At 70.4% G+C, this 16,896-nt stretch carries 18 protein-coding genes; 10 read left to right on the top strand and 8 right to left on the bottom strand.

The annotated features are described in order from the left end of the window. Positions 1-170: 170 nt before the first annotated feature. Entirely contained in the window at positions 171-1,097 is a 927-nt protein-coding gene (locus L3Q65_RS11050) for a LysR family transcriptional regulator (protein ID WP_182894754.1), read from the bottom strand. A gap of 120 nt (positions 1,098-1,217) precedes the next feature. Between L3Q65_RS11050 and L3Q65_RS11045 the strand changes: the two genes are divergently transcribed. Then, complete coding sequence (locus tag L3Q65_RS11045; RefSeq protein WP_182894946.1) at positions 1,218-2,417, top strand: Glu/Leu/Phe/Val dehydrogenase; 1,200 nt, start codon at positions 1,218-1,220, stop codon at positions 2,415-2,417. Positions 2,418-2,515: 98 nt separating this feature from the next. Here L3Q65_RS11045 and pip read toward each other — a convergent pair whose 3' ends face one another. Genes pip through L3Q65_RS11025 form a run of 4 tightly spaced genes read right to left on the bottom strand, consistent with a single transcriptional unit; the run spans position 2,516 to position 5,404 of the window. Then, positions 2,516-3,463: a prolyl aminopeptidase gene (gene pip / locus L3Q65_RS11040; protein ID WP_237599575.1), complete on the bottom strand. Its 948-nt coding sequence runs from the start codon at positions 3,461-3,463 to the stop codon at positions 2,516-2,518. Positions 3,464-3,474: 11 nt separating this feature from the next. After that, complete coding sequence (locus L3Q65_RS11035) at positions 3,475-4,203, bottom strand: ESX secretion-associated protein EspG (protein WP_182894947.1); 729 nt, start codon at positions 4,201-4,203, stop codon at positions 3,475-3,477. Positions 4,204-4,227: 24 nt separating this feature from the next. After that, positions 4,228-5,013: a WXG100 family type VII secretion target gene (locus L3Q65_RS11030; RefSeq protein ID WP_237599574.1), complete on the bottom strand. Its 786-nt coding sequence runs from the start codon at positions 5,011-5,013 to the stop codon at positions 4,228-4,230. A 34-nt stretch (positions 5,014-5,047) separates the two neighbouring features. Next, the gene (locus tag L3Q65_RS11025) at positions 5,048-5,404 is read right to left on the bottom strand and encodes a hypothetical protein (RefSeq protein WP_237599573.1); all 357 of its coding nucleotides are present in this window, start codon (positions 5,402-5,404) and stop codon (positions 5,048-5,050) included. Positions 5,405-5,549: 145 nt separating this feature from the next. Here L3Q65_RS11025 and L3Q65_RS11020 point away from each other — a divergent pair, with 145 nt between their 5' ends. From L3Q65_RS11020 to L3Q65_RS10995, 6 genes are all read left to right on the top strand, one after another. Then, the gene (locus tag L3Q65_RS11020) at positions 5,550-6,137 is read left to right on the top strand and encodes a TetR/AcrR family transcriptional regulator (RefSeq protein WP_037814298.1); all 588 of its coding nucleotides are present in this window, start codon (positions 5,550-5,552) and stop codon (positions 6,135-6,137) included. A 41-nt stretch (positions 6,138-6,178) separates the two neighbouring features. Beyond that, positions 6,179-6,745 carry a TIGR03086 family metal-binding protein gene (locus L3Q65_RS11015; protein ID WP_237599572.1) on the top strand — a complete coding sequence of 189 codons (567 nt, stop codon included), beginning with the start codon at positions 6,179-6,181 and terminating at the stop codon, positions 6,743-6,745. Between the two features lie 349 nt (positions 6,746-7,094). After that, complete coding sequence (locus L3Q65_RS11010; RefSeq protein WP_182894758.1) at positions 7,095-8,420, top strand: hemolysin family protein; 1,326 nt, start codon at positions 7,095-7,097, stop codon at positions 8,418-8,420. Further along, positions 8,417-9,460, top strand: coding sequence for a hemolysin family protein (locus L3Q65_RS11005; RefSeq protein WP_067595359.1), 1,044 nt, complete (start codon positions 8,417-8,419; stop codon positions 9,458-9,460). The genes L3Q65_RS11010 and L3Q65_RS11005 overlap by 4 nt, the downstream gene beginning before the upstream one ends. Then, complete coding sequence (locus tag L3Q65_RS11000) at positions 9,457-10,392, top strand: 3-methyladenine DNA glycosylase (RefSeq protein ID WP_237599571.1); 936 nt, start codon at positions 9,457-9,459, stop codon at positions 10,390-10,392. Before L3Q65_RS11005 ends, L3Q65_RS11000 begins: the two co-directional genes overlap by 4 nt. Before the next feature lie 89 nt (positions 10,393-10,481). After that, positions 10,482-11,168, top strand: coding sequence for a substrate-binding domain-containing protein (locus tag L3Q65_RS10995; protein ID WP_182894760.1), 687 nt, complete (start codon positions 10,482-10,484; stop codon positions 11,166-11,168). A 324-nt stretch (positions 11,169-11,492) separates the two neighbouring features. Here L3Q65_RS10995 and L3Q65_RS10990 read toward each other — a convergent pair whose 3' ends face one another. From L3Q65_RS10990 to L3Q65_RS47470, 3 genes are all read right to left on the bottom strand, one after another. Next, complete coding sequence (locus L3Q65_RS10990) at positions 11,493-12,644, bottom strand: IS481 family transposase (protein WP_237599570.1); 1,152 nt, start codon at positions 12,642-12,644, stop codon at positions 11,493-11,495. Between the two features lie 149 nt (positions 12,645-12,793). Then, positions 12,794-13,582, bottom strand: coding sequence for an aldo/keto reductase (locus L3Q65_RS10985; protein WP_237599569.1), 789 nt, complete (start codon positions 13,580-13,582; stop codon positions 12,794-12,796). Between the two features lie 267 nt (positions 13,583-13,849). Then, the gene (locus L3Q65_RS47470) at positions 13,850-14,971 is read right to left on the bottom strand and encodes a helix-turn-helix domain-containing protein (RefSeq protein ID WP_304504557.1); all 1,122 of its coding nucleotides are present in this window, start codon (positions 14,969-14,971) and stop codon (positions 13,850-13,852) included. A gap of 90 nt (positions 14,972-15,061) precedes the next feature. On the opposite strand from L3Q65_RS47470, the gene L3Q65_RS10970 reads away from it, so the two are divergent. The 3 genes from L3Q65_RS10970 (at position 15,062) to L3Q65_RS10960 (ending at position 16,791) form a co-directional block, all read left to right on the top strand. Next, positions 15,062-15,313 (top strand): hypothetical protein, encoded by a 252-nt coding sequence (locus L3Q65_RS10970; protein ID WP_237599568.1) that lies wholly within the window; start codon positions 15,062-15,064, stop codon positions 15,311-15,313. Between the two features lie 134 nt (positions 15,314-15,447). Further along, a complete protein-coding gene (locus L3Q65_RS10965) occupies positions 15,448-15,918 on the top strand; it encodes a hypothetical protein (RefSeq protein WP_237599567.1) in 471 nt (156 codons plus the stop codon). 15 nt (positions 15,919-15,933) lie between these two features. After that, on the top strand, positions 15,934-16,791 hold the full coding sequence (locus L3Q65_RS10960; protein ID WP_237599566.1) for a phosphotransferase: 858 nt from the start codon (positions 15,934-15,936) through the stop codon (positions 16,789-16,791). Positions 16,792-16,896: the final 105 nt, after the last annotated feature.

The following is a 16,896-nucleotide window of genomic DNA, read 5'->3' as shown; positions in this document are numbered from 1 at the left end:
GAACGATAAGGAACCCGTAATCCCTGATGACCTGGGAGTTCGCCGAACGGATCACCCTGGCGGGCACTGCTCCATCCGGGGCGCCCCGGAAGTCGGAAGCCGGGCCGGTTCGGCACCGCGCCCGCCGCCGTTCCCCCGGCCGAACCCGACACCAAGGACCCGCCCCGGGCTCACGGCAAAGCGGGCTCAGTCCCCAGCCCCAGCTCCGCCGCCGCCTCCTGCACCGCGGCCACCACCAGATGCAGCGCCGGACGCCGGATCTCCGTGCGGCGATACGCGATCGACACCGTCCGCAGCAACGGCGGAGCCAGCGCGACGACGTCGATCCCCGGCGGGCGCAGCAGCCGCAGGCCCAGATCGGACACCAGGGTCACGCCCAGCCCCGCTCCCACCATCGCCATCGCGGTCGACTGTTCCTCGACCTCGTGATTGATTTTCGGCTGGAAACCGTGCCGGTGGCAGGCAATCCGGATCGCGCGGCCGAAATGGGACTTGGGGCTCGCCAGGATCCACGGGTGCTCGGCGAGCGCGTCGAGCGGCACCGTGGCGGACGGCAGCGCGCCCGCCGGGACCGCCGCGTGCAGCCGTTCCACGGCCACGACCGCGCGCTCCAGCCCGTCGCTCCACTCCATCGGGGCATCCGAGTAGTCGATGACGAACGACAGGTCCAGCGTGCCGTCCCGCACCGCGTCCGCGGTCGCCTCCGGGGCCAGTTCCTTCGTCCGCACTTGGATTCCCGGGTAGTCCGCGGCCAGCGCGGTGAGCGCGGTCGGCAGCAGGCCGGACGCCACCGACGCCCACACCCCGGCCGTGAGCCGCGCGGACATGGTGCCCTGCGCTTCCTCCAGCGCGAGCGTCGCGCGCTCGACCGAGCCCAGGATCTCCTCGGCGTGCTCGGTGAGCAGGATGCCGAGTTCGGTCAGCTGGACCCGGCGGCCGAGCCGTTCGAACAGTTTCGCGCCGACGTCGCGTTCCAGCTGCGCGAGTTGCTGCGATACCGCCGAAGCGGTGTAATGCAACGCCGCCGCGGCCGCGGTGACCGTCCCCCTGCGGTGCAGCTCGCGGAGCATCCTCAAGCGGTGCAACGAAAGCTCCATGTACGAACCCTAAACAACTTCGTCCAGATTCGGTAAATAGACGCGCGCCCTTCCGTGGCAGCACCCTCGGAAGCAGGCGGCGAAGGGCGCTGCCAAGGACTCGAGGAGGTGAGTGGCTCGATGGACCCGCGGATCGCCGAACCGCTGATGAAGCTCACGTGGACCGACCCGGTCACGGGCGCGCACGGCTACCTGGTCGTGCACAGCCTGGTCTCCGGCGTCGCCACGGGCGGCACGCGGATGCGCGCCGGCTGCACCGTCGACGAGGTGGCCGACCTCGCGCGCGGCATGGCGAACAAGACGGCCGCGTTCAACCTCCCGGTCGGCGGCGCGAAGGGCGGCATCGACTTCGACCCCAAGGACCCGCGCGCCACCGGCGTGCTCACCCGGTTCTGCGAGTTCCTGCGGCCCTGGCTCGACGCCAGCTGGGTGACTGCCGAGGACCTGGGGGTGCCGCAGCATCTCATCGACGAGGTTTTCGCGACGCTGGGGCTGGAGCAGTCGTACCACGCCGCGATCCGCCGGTCGGCCGATCCGGCGCGGACGCTTCGGCGGGTTCAGGCCGGGTTGAACGCACCGGTTCCCGGCGGGCAGTTGCTCGGGGACGTGATCGGCGGGTATGGAGTGGCGCAGGCTTGTCTTGGGGCGGCCAATACCTGGGGCTGGGCTGTTCCGGAGACGACGGTCGCCATTCAGGGGATCGGGACGATGGGCGGCGGTGCGGCTTGGTACCTGCACGAGGCGGGGATGAAGGTCGTCGCCGTCGCGGATGCTGCCGGGACGTTGTACGACCCGGAGGGGTTGGACGTGCCCGCGCTGCTGGAGTTGCGGGATCGGTTCGGGGAGGTCGACCGGGGAAGGTTGCCCGAGGGGGTGCAGTCGTTGCCGCGGGAGGCGGTGGTGGCTGCCGAGGCGGATATTTTCGTTCCGGCGGCTATTTCTTACGCGTTGCGGGTGGACAACGAGAATCTCGTCAAGGCGAAGGTGGTTGTCGAGGCCGCCAATGCGGCTACGACTCCCGAGGCCGAGGCGGCGTTGTCGGCTCGCGGGGTCGCGGTGATTCCGGACTTCATCGCCAATGCCGGGGCCGCCGCTTGGGCCTGGTGGTTGCTGCTCGGGGAGGTCGGGGCGGATCCGGCGGATTCGTTCTTGCGGCTGCGGACGGAGATGCAGGCCAAGGTGGCGTTGGTGCTGGCGGAGTGGCATTTGGATCGGGTTCCGCCGAGGGTCACTGCGTTGCGGCAGGCGGAGGCTGTTCGGGAGGCTCGCAACGCTGAGGCACACGGGTCGTTGGGAGCGCCTGCGTTGATGATTCCCTGACGGCTGCGCGCCTCGATCGCCGGTGCGTCGGCTGCGGTTCGGCGAGTGGCTGGCCGTGCGGGCCGCCCTGACGGAATCAGATTCCCTCAGGGCGGCCCTCACGGACGGGCGGCGAATTCGTCCGTGGCGGCGATCAGGGCGTTTTCCATTGAGGGGACTGCGGTGGTGTGGCCCGCGCCGCCTACCAGGATCAGTTCTGCGCCGGGGATCGCGCGTTCCAGCAGCCACGGGGTTCCTGCCAGGCTGCTCAGGTCCAGGATTCCTTGTACTAGGACTGTGGGGATTCCGGCCAGTTTGTTCGCGTCGCGGAGAATGCCGCCGTCTTCCAGGAAGCAGCCTTGGGAGAAGTAGTGGGTGACCAGGCGGGCGAAGGCCAGGCGGAAGCGGGGGTTTTCGAATTTCGGGGAGGGCGGGACGCCGGGTTGCATGGCGGATTCCCAGGCGCACCAACGCTGGGCGGCTGGTTCGTGGACTGCTGGATCCGGGTTGGCGAGCAGGCGGCAGTAGGCCGCAGCGAGGTTGCCGTCTCGTTCGGGTTCCGGTACGCCGTCGCGGAAGCGGGCGTAGGCCTCCGGGAACATTTCGGCCAGGCCGCCGGTCAGCTGGTCGATTTCGATCTGGCGGTCGGTGGCCAGGCCCATCATGACTATTTCCGTCACGCGTTCGGGATGCCGTTCCGCGTAGGCCAGGCCCAGTACGCAGCCCCAGGAGCCGCCGAAGAGTTGCCAGCGGGGGATGTTCAGGGTTTCCCGGAGCAGTTCGAGGTCGGCGATCAAGTGGCTGGCGGTGTTCGCCTTCAGTGCTTCGACGGTGTCGCCTGCGTGGGGCGTGCTGCGGCCGCAGCCGCGTTGGTCCAGCAGGACTATCCGGTACTTGGCCGGGTCGAAGAATTGGCGCATGCCTTCGCTGCAGCCGGTTCCCGGGCCGCCGTGCAGGACGGCTACCGGCTTGCCGTCGGGGTTGCCGCAGGTTTCCCAGTACACCTGGTGTCCGTCGCCGACGTCCAGCAGGCCGCTGTCGTACGGTTCGATTTCCGGATAGCGCAACGAACGTCCCCTCAGTTCAGGGTGCGCTCCAGAGCCCGCAGCGCACCGCACAGTTCAGCCGGGCCGGCGGGCCCGATCCGGATTTCCGCGTCCGGCCCGGCCCCGACGGTGTAGCTCAGGTACCGGCCCCAGTCCGTGTCCGCGTAGTGCAGAGGTTCTTCCAGCCGGACGTACCGGCCGACGTCGTCGCGTCGTCCCGCGTACAGCTCTCCGCTTCCGTGCACCGGACGCTGCACCAGGGTTAGCACGTCCGACAGCACCGGGTCCAACGGAAAAGCGTCCTCGCCGCGCCGGGCGGCTTCGGTGAGGTCCGCGACGCGCACCGTGCGCACATACCCGCCGCCCGGGCCGACCGCGGGCAACTGCTCCACGAGCGTTTCCAGCACGCGGTCGCGGTCGATTTCCTGGACGCCGACGTGTTCGCCGTCCGACACCGCGAGCACCGCCTGCAATCCGCTGGCCGCGGCGAGCACCCCGTACGTGCGGTCGCCGGTCGCGACCCAGCCGTAGTACTCGATTACCGGGCGCACGAGCAGCGGCAGCCAGTCGAGGAAGTCCACAGTGGCCCGGCCGCGCGAGTCGACCAGGCCGGCCAGCGCCAGCGCGTCGTCCACCCGCTTGGCGGCCTCGTCGCGCTCGGTTTCCGACAGCCACGCCGGATCCGGCCGCAGCGTCACGTGCAACCGGCCCACCTGCTCGCGTTCGGCCAGCGCCGCGAGCGCTTCGACCGGGACATCCACTCGTCCCGCCGGATCGGCCACCGGCTACTCCTCCTCGTCGCCGAGAACCGGCTGGGTCGCCGAACGGTCCGCCCCGAACGCGCCCTCCGGATCGGATTCGAGCAGGTACTCGGGCCGCCGGTGCAGGCCGTCGCCGGGGCCGCCCGACGCGACGGGGGCGCCGCCGACCGCGGAGCCCGAGCCGCGCTGGGACGGTTCGCTCGCCGGAGCGGGCAGGACCGCGGCTGCGGGGCCGTTCCGGTCGTGGCTCGCGGCGGTCTGCGCGGTCGTGCTGTCCGAGGTGGTCCGGCGGACCGCGGCGCCGTCGGGGACGATCGGGCCGTATTGCTTCGGCAGCACGCGTTTCGTGTTCGCGGTGACGCCGTGGTACTGCTCCATCACCCGGACGTTGTTCTCGTTCGCGCCGTGGAACCGGTCGATGCCGTCCTGAAAGGACACTGGCGCGGCCGACGCGGGCAGCACCGCCTGCAGCGGCCCGGCCCACGGCTGCGGGCGCTCCGGGCGCGGCGGCACGTCGACGACCGCGTGCCGCGAGCTTTCGAAGCTGCTGGCCTGGGTGTCCATCGACGCGCTGGTGAGGTCGAGCGGATCGGCGGACTCCCGGAACCCGGCCTCGACCGGTCCCGCTCCCGCTTTCGCGGCGTCCGCGGAGTCGCCCGTCCACGAGCGCGTCATCCGCTCCTGAAGCTCTTTCACGCTCTGCGCGCGTTCCAGATAGGCCGCCGAAAGCTCCTGGACCTTCGCCGCGGCGGCACGCAAACCGGACGTGTCGCCGCCGCGGAAGTTGTCGAAGATCTGCTTGCCGTCCACCTGGTTCCCTTCGTGCGCGGCCGGGGTCGTCCGCTTACCGGCCGCGACCGAGGTCGGCGCCTGCCTGGTCCGCCTCGGTCGTCCGGTCCCGCGCGGTGCGCAGCTTGTCGAGGTATCCGGCGGCGTACCGGCGCAGCGCCTCGTTCTGGTCGCGCAGCGTGCGCAGCGAGTCCGCGCCGGCGGCCGCGTACTCCGCGCTCGCCGGGTCCGCGCCGGGGGCGGCGAAGACCGCGAGGATCTCGTCGATCGCGCGGCCGTCGGAGGCGATCTTGGCGAGCTGGTCCTCCCACAACCGGATCACCGCGGTCAGCTCCGCCGCGTCCATGGCGAAACCGCCGCGCGCACGGCCCGACTCGCCGATGACCAAGGCCGCTTCCTTTCCGGTGCTCACGTCGTGATGTGCACAGCGTAGTCAACCGGCCCGGTCGTGTCAGCCGAGAACCCGCCAGTGTGACGGCGCGCATCCGTTCCGCCGACACGTCACAGTACGTACGTACGGATTGCGAGAACCCGGTCCTCGATGTCAGGATTTCAGGATGCCACGGGTCAGCCAGGATCACCTCGACGCACGCCGCCGGCAGATCCTCGACGGCTCGCGCGTGTGTTTCGCACGCTACGGCTACGAGGGCGCCACCGTTCGCCGCCTCGAAGAAGCGACCGGATTGTCGCGCGGGGCCATCTTCCACCACTTCCGCGACAAGGAATCGCTCTTCCTCGCCCTCGCCGAGGACGACGCGGTGCGGATGGCCGACGTCGTCGCCGAACAGGGCCTGGTCCAGGTCATGCGCGATCTGCTGGCCGGGAACAGCGAGCACCCGGCGGACTGGCTCGGCACCCGGCTGGAGGTGTCGCGGCGGCTGCGCACCGACCCGGAGTTCCGCGGCCGGTGGGCGGAACGCTCGCAGCAGCTGACCGAGGCCACCCGCGACCGCCTCGAATGGCAGCGCAAGGCCGGCAATCTGCGCGACGACGTCGACGTCAGCGTGCTGACCGCGTTCCTGGAGCTGGTGCTGGAAGGGCTCGTCTCGCACCTCGCGATGGGCCTTCCCGGCGACGACCTGGGTCCGGTGCTCGACCTGGTCGAGGAGACCGTGCGGCGGCACCGGCCGGGCGCGCGGAGTTAAGTCCCCCGCGCGATCGCGCGGATTCGTGTTCACTGTGCCCCGTGGATCTCCTCGCCGCCCACGGCAGCGCACTGGACGTGTTCGACGCCGCGGTGCGCGCCGCCGGTCCCGGCGACTGGGCCCGCGGCACGCCGTGCACCGGCTGGTCGGTCCACGATCTGGTGAACCATCTCGCCGTCGAACAACTCTGGGCGCCGCATCTGCTCGCCGGGGCGACCCTCGACGAGGTCGGCGCCCGCTACGACGGCGACGTCCTCGGCGACGATCCGCTCTCGGCGTGGGAGAAGGCGTCCGGCGCCGCCCGCGAGGCGTGGCTCTCCCCCGGCGCGCCGCACCGCACCGTGCACGTCTCGTCCGGGCTGGTGCCCGCCGAGGAGTACGGCTGGCAGATGACGCTGGATCTCGCCGTGCACGGCTGGGACCTCGCCACCGCGCTCGGCCGCCCGAATCCGGTCCCGGACCGCCTCGCAGGGCGGCTGCTCGACGTGCTGCGCCCGATGGTCGACGACTGGCAGGGGCTCGGGCTGTTCGACCCGCCGATCGCGGTGGGCCGCGCCGCCGCGGCACCCGACCGGCTCGTCGCGCTGCTCGGCCGCCGTCCGCGCTGAACCCGCCACAGTGGACAGAGCGCCCCAATGCGGCGTTGGTGCGTCCCACGCACCCCATGCGGCGTTGGGGTTGTCTACGCCGCCCCGGCCGAGCCGGAACATCGCTGGCTGAGCGGGCGGCCCTTGCCGTGCGGTGAGCGAAAATCCGGCGCCAGGTTCGCGTCCTGTCGCGGCATGGCTGTCCGGACCCGGTACGATTGTCGGCATCGTCGCACTACAAACCAGTTTTGCCTGAGGAGTGACTTCCATCCGTGCGCGCTGCGCCATCGCCCGGTGACAGTACCGGGCCGGGTCCCGCCCGACCCGGCTTCCCGCCCGCCGTCCGTTCCAGCGTCCCGGACGGTGCGCTGTGATCCACGTCCTGCTTTCAGTGCTCGGCGTGCTGCTCTTCCTCCTTCTCACGATCGGCACCGGCCTCGCCGTCGCCGCCGAGTTCTCGCTGACCGCGCTCGAGCGCAGCACCGTCGACGCGGATGTCCGCCAGGTCGGTGACAAGCGTTCGCGCACCGTCCAGAAGGCGCACCGCACGCTGAGCTTCCAGCTCTCCGGCGCGCAGGTCGCGATCACGCTCACCACGCTGATCACCGGTTTCCTCGCCGAACCGCTCATCGGCGACCTGGTCCGCCCGCTGCTCGACGCCGCGGGCCTGCCCGCTTCGGCGGCGTCCGGGGTCGCGGTGGCGGTCGCGCTGGTCCTGGCCACGTTCCTGTCGATGATCCTCGGCGAGATGGTGCCGAAGAACATCGCGATCGCGCGGCCGCTGCCGACCGCGCGCGCGGTTTCCGGCTACCACGCCCGGTTCTCGGCGCTGTTCCGCTGGCTCATCACGCTGATGAACAACAGCGCCAACTTCCTCGTCCGCAAGTTCGGCATCGAACCGCAGGAAGAGCTGCGTTCCGCGCGGTCGCCGCAGGAGCTGGGCTCGATCGTCCGCTCCAGCGCGGAAAGCGGGAAGCTCGACACGTCCACGGCGGAGCTGCTGGACCGGTCGCTGCGGTTCGGCGACCGCACCGCGGACGAGCTGATGACCCCGCGCGTGCAGGTCGAATCGCTCACCGTGGACGACACGATCGACGACCTCATCGACATCTCGCGGCGCACCGGGTTCTCGCGGTTCCCGGTCTACACCGAGGATCTCGACGACGTCCAGGGCGCGGTGCACGTCAAGCAGGCGTTCGCCGTCCCGGCCGCCGACCGCGCGACCACGCGGATCCGCTCGGCGATGCGGCCGGTGCCGACGGTGCCGGAATCGCTGCCCGGCGACGATCTGCTGAACCGGCTGCGCGATTCGCGCTACCAGCTCGCGATCGTGGTGGACGAGTACGGCGGCACCGCCGGGCTGGTCACGCTGGAGGACGTGGTCGAGGAGATCATCGGCGACGTCCGCGACGAGCACGACGACCGCGAGGCCCCGGCCGCGCAGCAGCTCGGCGCGGACCGCTGGCTCGTGTCCGGGCAGCTGCGCGCGGACGAGGTCCGCGACATCACCGGCTTCCGGATGCCCGAGGGCGACTACGAGACGATCGCCGGCCTGATCCTGGAGCGGCTCGGCGCGATCCCGGCCGAGGGCGACGCCGTCGAGGTCGACGGCTGGCGGCTCGCGGTCACCAGCATGGACCGGCACCGCGTCGCCGAGGTCCAGGTGCGCCCGGCCGAACGCGAGGTGAGCGCGTGAGCGACTGGCTGAACATCGCCCTCGTCGTGGTCCTGCTGCTGGCCAACGCGTTCTTCGTCGGCGCGGAATTCACCCTGATCTCCTCGCGCCGCGACCGGCTGGAAGCGTTGCTGGAGCAGGGAAAGACGCGCGCGCAGATCGTCATCAACGCGAGCAAGCACGTGTCGCAGATGCTCGCCGGGGCACAGCTCGGGATCACCATCTGCTCGCTGCTGCTCGGCCGCTTGGGCGAACCCGCGGTCGCGCACCGGCTGTCCGGGTTCTTCGACCTGCTCGGCCTGCCCGACCAGCTGCTGCACCCGATCTCGTTCGCGATCGCGCTGGCGTTCATCACCATGCTGCACGTGCTGATCGGCGAGATGGTGCCGAAGAACCTCGCGATCGCCGAACCGGAGCGCCTCGCGCTGTGGCTCGTGCCGGTGCACGTGGCGTGGGTCAAGGTGGCGAACCCGGTCATCGCGTTCCTCAACTTCGTCGCGAACTCCTTGCTGCGCCTGATGAAGGTGGAGCCGAAAGACGAGCTGGAGACCGCGTACAGCTCGGACGAACTCGCCGAGTTGCTCAGCGAATCGCGCCAGGAAGGGCTGCTCGACCAGTCCGAGCACCGGCGGCTTTCGCAGACGCTGTCGTCGGTGGCCAAGACCGTCGCGGACGTGCTGGTGCCCACCTCGGAACTCACGACGCTTCCCTGCGGGCCGACGCTCGGCGACGTCGAGCGAGCGGTGTCCACCACGGGGTTCTCGCGGTTCCCGGTGTGCACGGACGACGGTTCGCTCACCGGCTACATCCACGTGAAGGACGTTCTGGATCTGGTCGGCCAGGACCCCGGCACGGTGGTGCCCGACGACAAGACGCGGCCGCTCACCGAACTGCGGTCGGACGCGCGGCTGGACGTCGCGCTTTCGGCCATGCGCAAGGAAGGCAGCCACCTCGCGCGGGCGCTCGACGCCTCCGGCGCGGCGGTCGGCGTGGTGGCGCTGGAAGACCTCGTCGAGGAGTACGTGGGGACCGTGCGCGACGGCACCCACGTGGCGGCATGAGCGCGCGGGTCGTGCTCGCCGAGGAGGACTGGCAGTCCCGGGAGCGAGCGCACGCCGAGCGGATGCACGCGTGGACCGGGCCGCACCAGGAACGCCGGGCACGGGGCGAAAAGCACCCGGTCCTGGATTTTTTGTTCACCTACTACTCGCATCGGCCGGGGCATCTCGAACGCTGGCAGCCGGGTCCGGGGGTGGTGCTCGCGGGCGCGTCCGCGCGGCGGTTCCTCGAGCGTCCGGCCTACGTCGAGACCGCGGCCGGAGTGATGCTCGACCCGGCGGCTTTCACCGGCCGCCGGGCGCGCACCGCCGAGTTCGTGCTGAAGCTGCTGTCGGCCACCGCGTCGCGGGCGCCGCGGCTGAGCTGCTTCGGGCTGCACGAATGGGCCATGGTCTACCGCGAGCCCGCGGACTCGGTGCGGCACGCGCAGGTCCCGCTGCGGCTCGGCTCGGCCGGGACCGACGAGGTCGTGGAATCGATGGACATCCGGTGCGGGCACTACGACGCGTTCCGGTTCTTCACCGGTCCGGCGCGGCCGCGCAACACGCTGGAGCCGACCCGGGAATCGCAGGTCGCGCTGGAGCAGCCGGGCTGCCTGCACGCGAACATGGATCTTTTCAAGTGGGCTTACAAGCTCGATCCGTTCGTGCCCGCCGAACTGGTCGGCGACTGTTTCGCGCTCGCCGCGGACGTCCGTGAACTGGACATGCGGGCCAGCCCGTACGATCTAGCGGACTACGGCTACCGGCCGGTGCCGATCGAGACCGCCGAGGGGCGGGCCTCCTACGCCCGCGCCCAGGCCGGATTCGCCGAGCGGGCCGCGCCGCTGCGGGCCCGCCTCATCGGCCTCTGCCGCGATCTTCTCGCCGACCCGGCCCGGCCGCCGGACCCCGCGCCGGAGTCGCCCGCTCGTGGAGCTGACAACTCTGCGTAACGGTATTCACCGCAGGTCGCTGGCCTGATAGAGTGATAACGGTTCGATTGCATAACTGAGTGTGTTGTGCATGTCACGAAAGGACAACGATGGGGCGTCACAGCCTGCCCGAGGAGCCGGTGCCGCACCCTCTCGATCCGCCGAAGCGGCCCGCCGGCCGCAGCGAGACGACCGGGTCGCACCGGATCGTCGCCAAGAAGGCGCCTCGCCGGCGGATCGCGAAGTGGCCTCTCGTGGCGCTCGGGCTCGTGGTGCTGGCCACGCTCGGCGTGGTCGGCTGGAACTGGGCCGACAGCGTGCTCAACAACCGCGCCGAGGCGCAGGCCGCCAGCTGCAACGGCGGCCGCACCGACGTCCGGATCGTGGTGACCCCGCAGATCACCAAGCCGGTCGAGGCCGCGGCGGCGCGCTGGAACCAGGACCTCACCCAGGTGCACGGCAGCTGTGTGCACGTCGCCGTGCAGAGCAAGCCCGCCTCCGACGTGCTGAACGCGCTCACCGGCAAGGCCTCGCTCGACACGATCGGCGGCCTGCCCGACGGCTGGATCCCCGAATCGTCGTACTGGGTCACCCAGCTCTCGAAGGCGAAGCCGGACGTCATCGGCTCCCCCGCGATGCCGATCGGCTCCGGGCCGCCCGCGGACTACCCGTTCGTCGGCCTGTCCGGGAAGTCGATCGACGAGGTCCAGCAACGCGGCACGCAGAGCTTCCGGGCGTTCCTCAAGGAACCGGCCCAGCTGGCCGACTTCGCGGCAGCGGGCATTCGCGCTTCCTGAATCCGGATCTGCCGGCACCGCCTCCGCCCTGGCTGGGCTGGGGCGGTGCGGCGTATCCGGGGCGGGCTCCCGGAGCCGCAGAGACATCCGCGGCTTGACCGTCTTCGCACCGCTTTCGCCCTCGGTTGGGCTGGGACGCGGTGGCGTAGTCGGGGGCGCGGCTTCACCGCGACCGTGCTCTGGCCAGGCGGCTGCGGAGCACGGTCGGCCGAAGCTGACGGCCCAGCGGGGTCGGCGTCGAGACGGTGGGAACGCGTGCCTCGTGAGTGCTGGTGCCGGTTCTCACCGGCTGTGCTGTCTCAGGACCTCACGGACAGATGTGTCTCAGGGCTTTCCGGACAGTTTCTGGTTGGTGAGGCGTTGGTAGCGTACTGATCTGTTGAGGGTGAGCTGGCGGGCGAGGGTGTCGCCGATCATCACGGCGACGCGGTCGCCTTGCCAGTAGACGGTGGCGGTGCGTCCTGCCCATCGGCGTCCGAGGACGATGGAGCAGCCGGAGAATGCGATGACGCCGGTGGCGGAGACGGGGCGGCTGGTGAGGCCGCTGGGCCGGTGCGGGCCGGTGGCGGGGAGGGCTTTGGGCCGGGCGTCGTAACGCTGCTGGGGTGTCTGGCCGGCGAGGCTCTGGTGGCGGCGGTGGTTGTAGATCTGCCGGTATTCCTCGAGCAGGTGCTGCAGGTCGGCGAGGGTGTCGGCGGGTGGCCTGGCGGCGAGCCATTTCTGCAGGGTCTGGTGGCTGCGTTCGTCTTTGCCGCAGGTTTGCGGGTGGTGCGGGGTGGAGGCGATGGCGGTGATCCCTCGCTCGGCGAGGCGGCGTTCGAGTTCGACCATGCGGCCGCGGTGTTTGCCGGAGAAGGCGAGCCCGTTGTCGGAGAGGAGTTTGACGGGCAGGCCGTAGCCGGCGAAGGCGTGCTGCAGCGCGGCCCAGGTGTCGGCGCCGTTTTCGCTGGCCGCGGCGTAGGTGCCGACGTCGAGGCGGGAGTGGTCGTCGAGGATCTGGACGATGCAGACTTTCGTGCCGTCGGCGAGGCAGTGCTCCATGCCGTCGATCTGCCAGCAGCCGTTGGGGTCGGCGTATTCGAACCGCCGCCGCGTTTTCGGTTTCTTGCGGGGCTGGGGCACGATCTGGCCGTGGGCGCGCAGGATCCGGTGGATCGAGGCGCGGGAGGGCAGCGGGCTGGTCCCGGCGTCTTCGAGTCGCCAGCGGATCGAGATCGGGCCGTTGTCGCGGCCCTCGTCGGCGAGTTCCTTGCGGGCACGCAGCACCGCCTCGACCGCCGCCGGCCCCAGGGTGCTCGGCCGGCGGCGCGGGGCGGTGCTGCGGCGGGTGAACCCGTCTGCGCCTTCGGCCCGGAACCGGGCCAGGTATTTGCAGAAGGTGTCCCGGGACAGGCCGTGCTGGTGGCAGAACCGCGCCACGTTGATCTTCTCGCCGTGAGCGACCCGGGCGATCGCGGCGACGAACTCAGGATCCATCGAAAACCCTGCTCTGCCCATCGCCGCATGATCACCACACAAGCCCTGGTCACCACGCCGACAGGCCGGTCAGTGTCCGCGATGTCCTGAGACATCAACTGTCGGCGATGTCCTGAGACTCAACAGCCGGTTCTCACCGGCACCGCCGCTCACGAGTCGAGTTCGGCCAGGGCCAGCAGGTCGTCCTCGGCCAGTTCGAAGTCGAACACCTCGGCGTTCTCCCGGATCCGCGACGGGGTCGCCGATTTCGGGATCGCGATGATTCCCAGCTGCAGATGCCAGCGCAGCACCAGCTGGGCGGGCGTCTTCCCGTACTTCGCGGCCAGCGCCGTGATCACCCGGTCGTTCAGGTTCCGGCCGCGGGCCAGCGGGCTCCACGCTTCGGTCGCGATGCCGTGCTCGGCGTGGAACGCGCGCAGCGGGGCCTGCTGCTGCCACGGGTGCAGTTCGACCTGGTTGACCACCGGGACGACGTCGGTCTCGTCGAGCAGGCGGCGCAGGTGGTCGACGCCGAAGTTCGACACGCCGATCGCCCGGACGCGGCCCTCGCTGAGCAGCAGTTCGAGGGCGCGCCAGGTTTCGACGTAGCGGTCCAGCTCCGGTTTCGGCCAGTGGATCAGGTACAGGTCGACCGGGCCGAGGCCGAGCGCCTCCGCGCTGCGGTCGAACGCGCGCAGGGTGTTGTCGTAGCCGTGGTCGGTGTTCCAGACCTTCGTGGTCACGAAGACGTCCTCGCGCGGCAGCCCGGACTCCCGGACCGCCGCGCCGACCTCGGCTTCGTTGCCGTACATCGCGGCGGTGTCGATGCTGCGGTAGCCGGCTTCGAACGCCGTCGCGACGACTTTCGCGACCTGGTCGGGCCGGACCTGGTACATGCCGAGTCCGAGCTGCGGGATGGCGACCGAGTTGTTCAGAGTGAGCAGGGGCGGCACAGGCATGCGGCGATCCTCACTGCGGTGTTCTCGGGGACGGGTCTCCTGGGGAACACCGCAGATCTTGCCACTGCCCGCCAGCCGCCGCTCGCGCCCCCTGCCGCAATCCGCCGCCCGACGTCCGTGCAGGGGCCCCTTGCGGCAGGGGGTAGCACTGACCTGCGGGTTCGCTAGCTGCACCCCGTTTGAACAGCCAAAACAGCCCTCAACGTCTGTCTGCGCCGAGGGCTGTTCGCGGTTGTCGTCTGTGCCGGATTCGCACCGGGACGCCGGTCACGCGTCCGCCCCGACGAGCCGGGCGACCTGTTCGACGCGGGTGGCCAGCCGGGCCGAGTTGACCCCGTCGCCTGCCTTGCGGGCGGCGCGCAAGGCGGAGCGGGCGGCGTCGAGTTCGCCGGAGCGGGCGTACGCCTCGGCGATCCACGTGCGGTAGAGCGCCACTTCCCGGGAGTGCTCCGGCGCGTAGGCGTCCACGGCGTGGGTGATCAACGGTTCGGCGCGTGCCGGTTCGCCGAGTTCGATGAGGCAGCGTCCGGCCATCACGTCGATTTCGTTCGGGTCGAGCCAGTACACCCATTCCGGTTCTTCCGTGCCGGTGCTGCGGGCGGCGTAGGCGTCGTCTACGGCGTCGAGGGTGCGGCGGGTGCCGTCGGTGTCGCAGGACCGGGCGGATGCCCACGCGACCCGTTCGAGCAGCAGCGCGCGGACTACGGGGGTGGCGTCGCGGGCCCCGGCGACGGCGGACCGGGCAAGCAGCGCCGCGTCGGCCGGGTCGCCGACGTTCGCCATCTGGTAGCTGAGGCTGGACAGGAGTTGCCCGGCGAGCGGCCCGTTACCGGCGTCGCGGGCGGCGGACACGCCGGACAGGTACACGTGCTGCGCTTCGGCGTACTGTCCGGCGTCGCTGGCGACCCATCCGGCGAGCTGCGCGAGTTCGCCGACTGCGGTGAGCAGGCGGCGGCCGGTGCCGTCGTCGTAGCTGGCTTCGTTCACTACGCGTTCGGCGTCGGCGAGTTCGCGGCGCACGAGCGGGATGAGGTCGCCCCCGCCGATCACATCGTCGAGATGGCGCAGTTCGACAACGCGTTCCTCTAGTTCGGTGGCGAGGCTGGGGCCGACGCGTCGCCCGGCGGCCGTATGCCGGGCCGCGGGGGTCTCGGACAACAGCCATTCGTGCGCGACGCGCAACGGGTCGTCCGGGGACCCGTACAGGGCCGTCACTGGCACGCACAGGGCACGGGAGTAGGCGACTACGTGTTCTGGGCTGATCGTGCGTTTCCCCGTTTCGAGCAACCCGAGCAGTGGCTTGCTGAAGTGGGTACGGGCAGCTAAGGCCGCGAGGCTCATCCCGGCATCGGTGCGTGCGCGCCGGAGCCGTGCTGCGAGGTCGTCCATCCGTCGCCCCCTGTGCTCGCCATTGACTGTAGACGACGGTAGACGGCAAACGTCTGTTCATCGGTCCGGCTGGTCCCGAAGGTAGAGGGCATGGGCTGGTACGGACACGAGAGGCAGACGATGACCGCGCGAATCATGCTGGGGAGACCGCTTCCCGGCACGGTCCGCGAGACGTTCCGCGTCATGCACGTGTTCCCGGAACCGGCGAACTATCCCGGCCGCATAGTCGCGTTCTGCGGCGCGGAGTTCTGGACCGGCGACCTGGAATGGTGCGACGGGTCCGCCGGGACGCCGTGCATGAGGTGCCTCGCGGCCACGCCGCTGCCGCGCGCGCTCCCCTGATCGCCCGGCCGCTGCCGACGTTCCCCGACACGCTCAGCACTGGCCGGGTTCCCTACGCGGCAACGAAAAAGACCGCTGGGTTTCCGTTAGCACGCAAGGCAACGGATTCGATGAGATCGGAAGGATATTCGCAGATGAGTGTTGCGGCAGAGGACTTGACCGGGCAGGGGCTCATCCCGGAGGGTTTGTTCCGCAGGCTCCGGGCCCGCATCTCGAAAGAGAACGTCGTTTCTCTGGAGTACGCGGGACGAATCATGGACCAGGCGCTTGCGTTCCTCGCGGCGTGCGCCCGGACCAGCCGCCCCCTCGCACCGAGCGAAACCGTCGACATCGGATGGCACACGTTCATTCTGCACACGCACGAATACGCGGAATTCTGCGAGCGGATTTCCGGAGGCTTCATCCACCACGTCCCGAATGACAGCGACGAAACCGGGGACGTTCGGCCCGTCGACATGATGCGCCGAACCACCGACGCCATCCGGGCGGCGGGGTTCGTGGTGGACGATCCCCTGTGGTTCACTGGCGCGGCGAAGTGCGCCAAGTGCTCCCAGTGCAAGAACGGGTGCACCGACGACCCGCCCCCGTCTCCCGCGCGGAGCTAGGCCGAAGAGGCAGACATGGTCAGCCAGGAATGGGCGAACCTTCCCGCCGCCGTCCGGCGAGCGATCGAAGAACGGACGGGCGCCGTGGCCGCGACGGTTTCCCCGGGCAACGGACGGAACTCCGATTTCCTGGCAACGCTCCAGACCGCGCACGGCCCTTGCTTCGTCAAGGGCGTCCAGACCGGCACACGGCGGGCGCGGGCGCAGCAGACGGAAGCACGGGTCGGGGCCCGGCCGAACTCTGCTGCGCCGCGTCTCCTCTGGGAAGTGACCGCCGACGGGTGGCACGTGCTCGGATTCGAGGCCGTCACCGGGCATCACCCCAGCCTCGCGCCGGGCTCGCCGGACCTCCCGATGGTCGCCGAGACCGTAGCCGCGATGACGCGGGAGCTAACCCCGTCCCCCGTCGAACTGGAGCGGTCCACGGACCAGTGGGCATGGTCCGTCCCGTGGCGTCGACTGTCCAAATCGGACCGCGAACTTGACAGCTGGGACAAGGCCCACCTGCCGGAACTGCTGGACTGGGAGCGACGCGGGATCGAGGCCGTCAACGGGAACAGCCTCGTGCACGGCGACATGCACCCGCTCAACATCCTCGTCTCCGACCGCGCGCGGGTTGTCGACTGGGCATGGTCTAGCGTCGGCGCGCCATGGCTTGACCCGGCTGCGCTGGTGCTGCGGCTCGTCGCCGACGGCCACACCCCGCGACAGGCCGAAGAATGGGCGAACGCGATCCCGGCGTACAGAGACGCCCCCACCGACGCAGTGACCGCATACGCGGTGCTGATCTTCGGAATGTGGGCCTACCGCAGCGCGTTTCCCGGGCTCACCGACATTGCCCGGCAGTACGTCCGGCACCGACTGGGCTCTTGATCCCGGAATTGCACGCTGTCACTGCGCAAGGGTGCGCGCTGACCGTCGATGCGCAGCCGACGGCGAGCCGGCTCCGTCACCATAAGATCGCTGAGGATGCCGCGA

The organism is Amycolatopsis sp. FU40 (genome assembly GCF_021903635.1).
GTDB classification, from domain to species: domain Bacteria; phylum Actinomycetota; class Actinomycetes; order Mycobacteriales; family Pseudonocardiaceae; genus Amycolatopsis; species Amycolatopsis dendrobii.
The sequence above is the reverse complement of the archived record's forward strand: the minus strand, read 5'-3'. Positions and strand labels throughout refer to the sequence as shown.

What these genes read in the sequence shown, in the direction of transcription:
- L3Q65_RS11000 (WP_237599571.1), top strand. Translation starts at nt 9,457, where the DNA reads ATGAGCGCGCGGGTCGTGCTCGCCGAGGAGGACTGGCAGTCCCGGGAG.
- L3Q65_RS47470 (WP_304504557.1), bottom strand. Translation starts at nt 14,971, where the DNA reads ATGGACGACCTCGCAGCACGGCTCCGGCGCGCACGCACCGATGCCGGG.
- L3Q65_RS11020 (WP_037814298.1), top strand. Translation starts at nt 5,550, where the DNA reads ATGCCACGGGTCAGCCAGGATCACCTCGACGCACGCCGCCGGCAGATC.
- L3Q65_RS10990 (WP_237599570.1), bottom strand. Translation starts at nt 12,644, where the DNA reads ATGGATCCTGAGTTCGTCGCCGCGATCGCCCGGGTCGCTCACGGCGAG.
- L3Q65_RS10970 (WP_237599568.1), top strand. Translation starts at nt 15,062, where the DNA reads ATGGGCTGGTACGGACACGAGAGGCAGACGATGACCGCGCGAATCATG.
- L3Q65_RS11045 (WP_182894946.1), top strand. Translation starts at nt 1,218, where the DNA reads ATGGACCCGCGGATCGCCGAACCGCTGATGAAGCTCACGTGGACCGAC.
- L3Q65_RS10965 (WP_237599567.1), top strand. Translation starts at nt 15,448, where the DNA reads ATGAGTGTTGCGGCAGAGGACTTGACCGGGCAGGGGCTCATCCCGGAG.
- L3Q65_RS10985 (WP_237599569.1), bottom strand. Translation starts at nt 13,582, where the DNA reads ATGCCTGTGCCGCCCCTGCTCACTCTGAACAACTCGGTCGCCATCCCG.
- L3Q65_RS10995 (WP_182894760.1), top strand. Translation starts at nt 10,482, where the DNA reads ATGGGGCGTCACAGCCTGCCCGAGGAGCCGGTGCCGCACCCTCTCGAT.
- L3Q65_RS11050 (WP_182894754.1), bottom strand. Translation starts at nt 1,097, where the DNA reads ATGGAGCTTTCGTTGCACCGCTTGAGGATGCTCCGCGAGCTGCACCGC.
- L3Q65_RS10960 (WP_237599566.1), top strand. Translation starts at nt 15,934, where the DNA reads ATGGTCAGCCAGGAATGGGCGAACCTTCCCGCCGCCGTCCGGCGAGCG.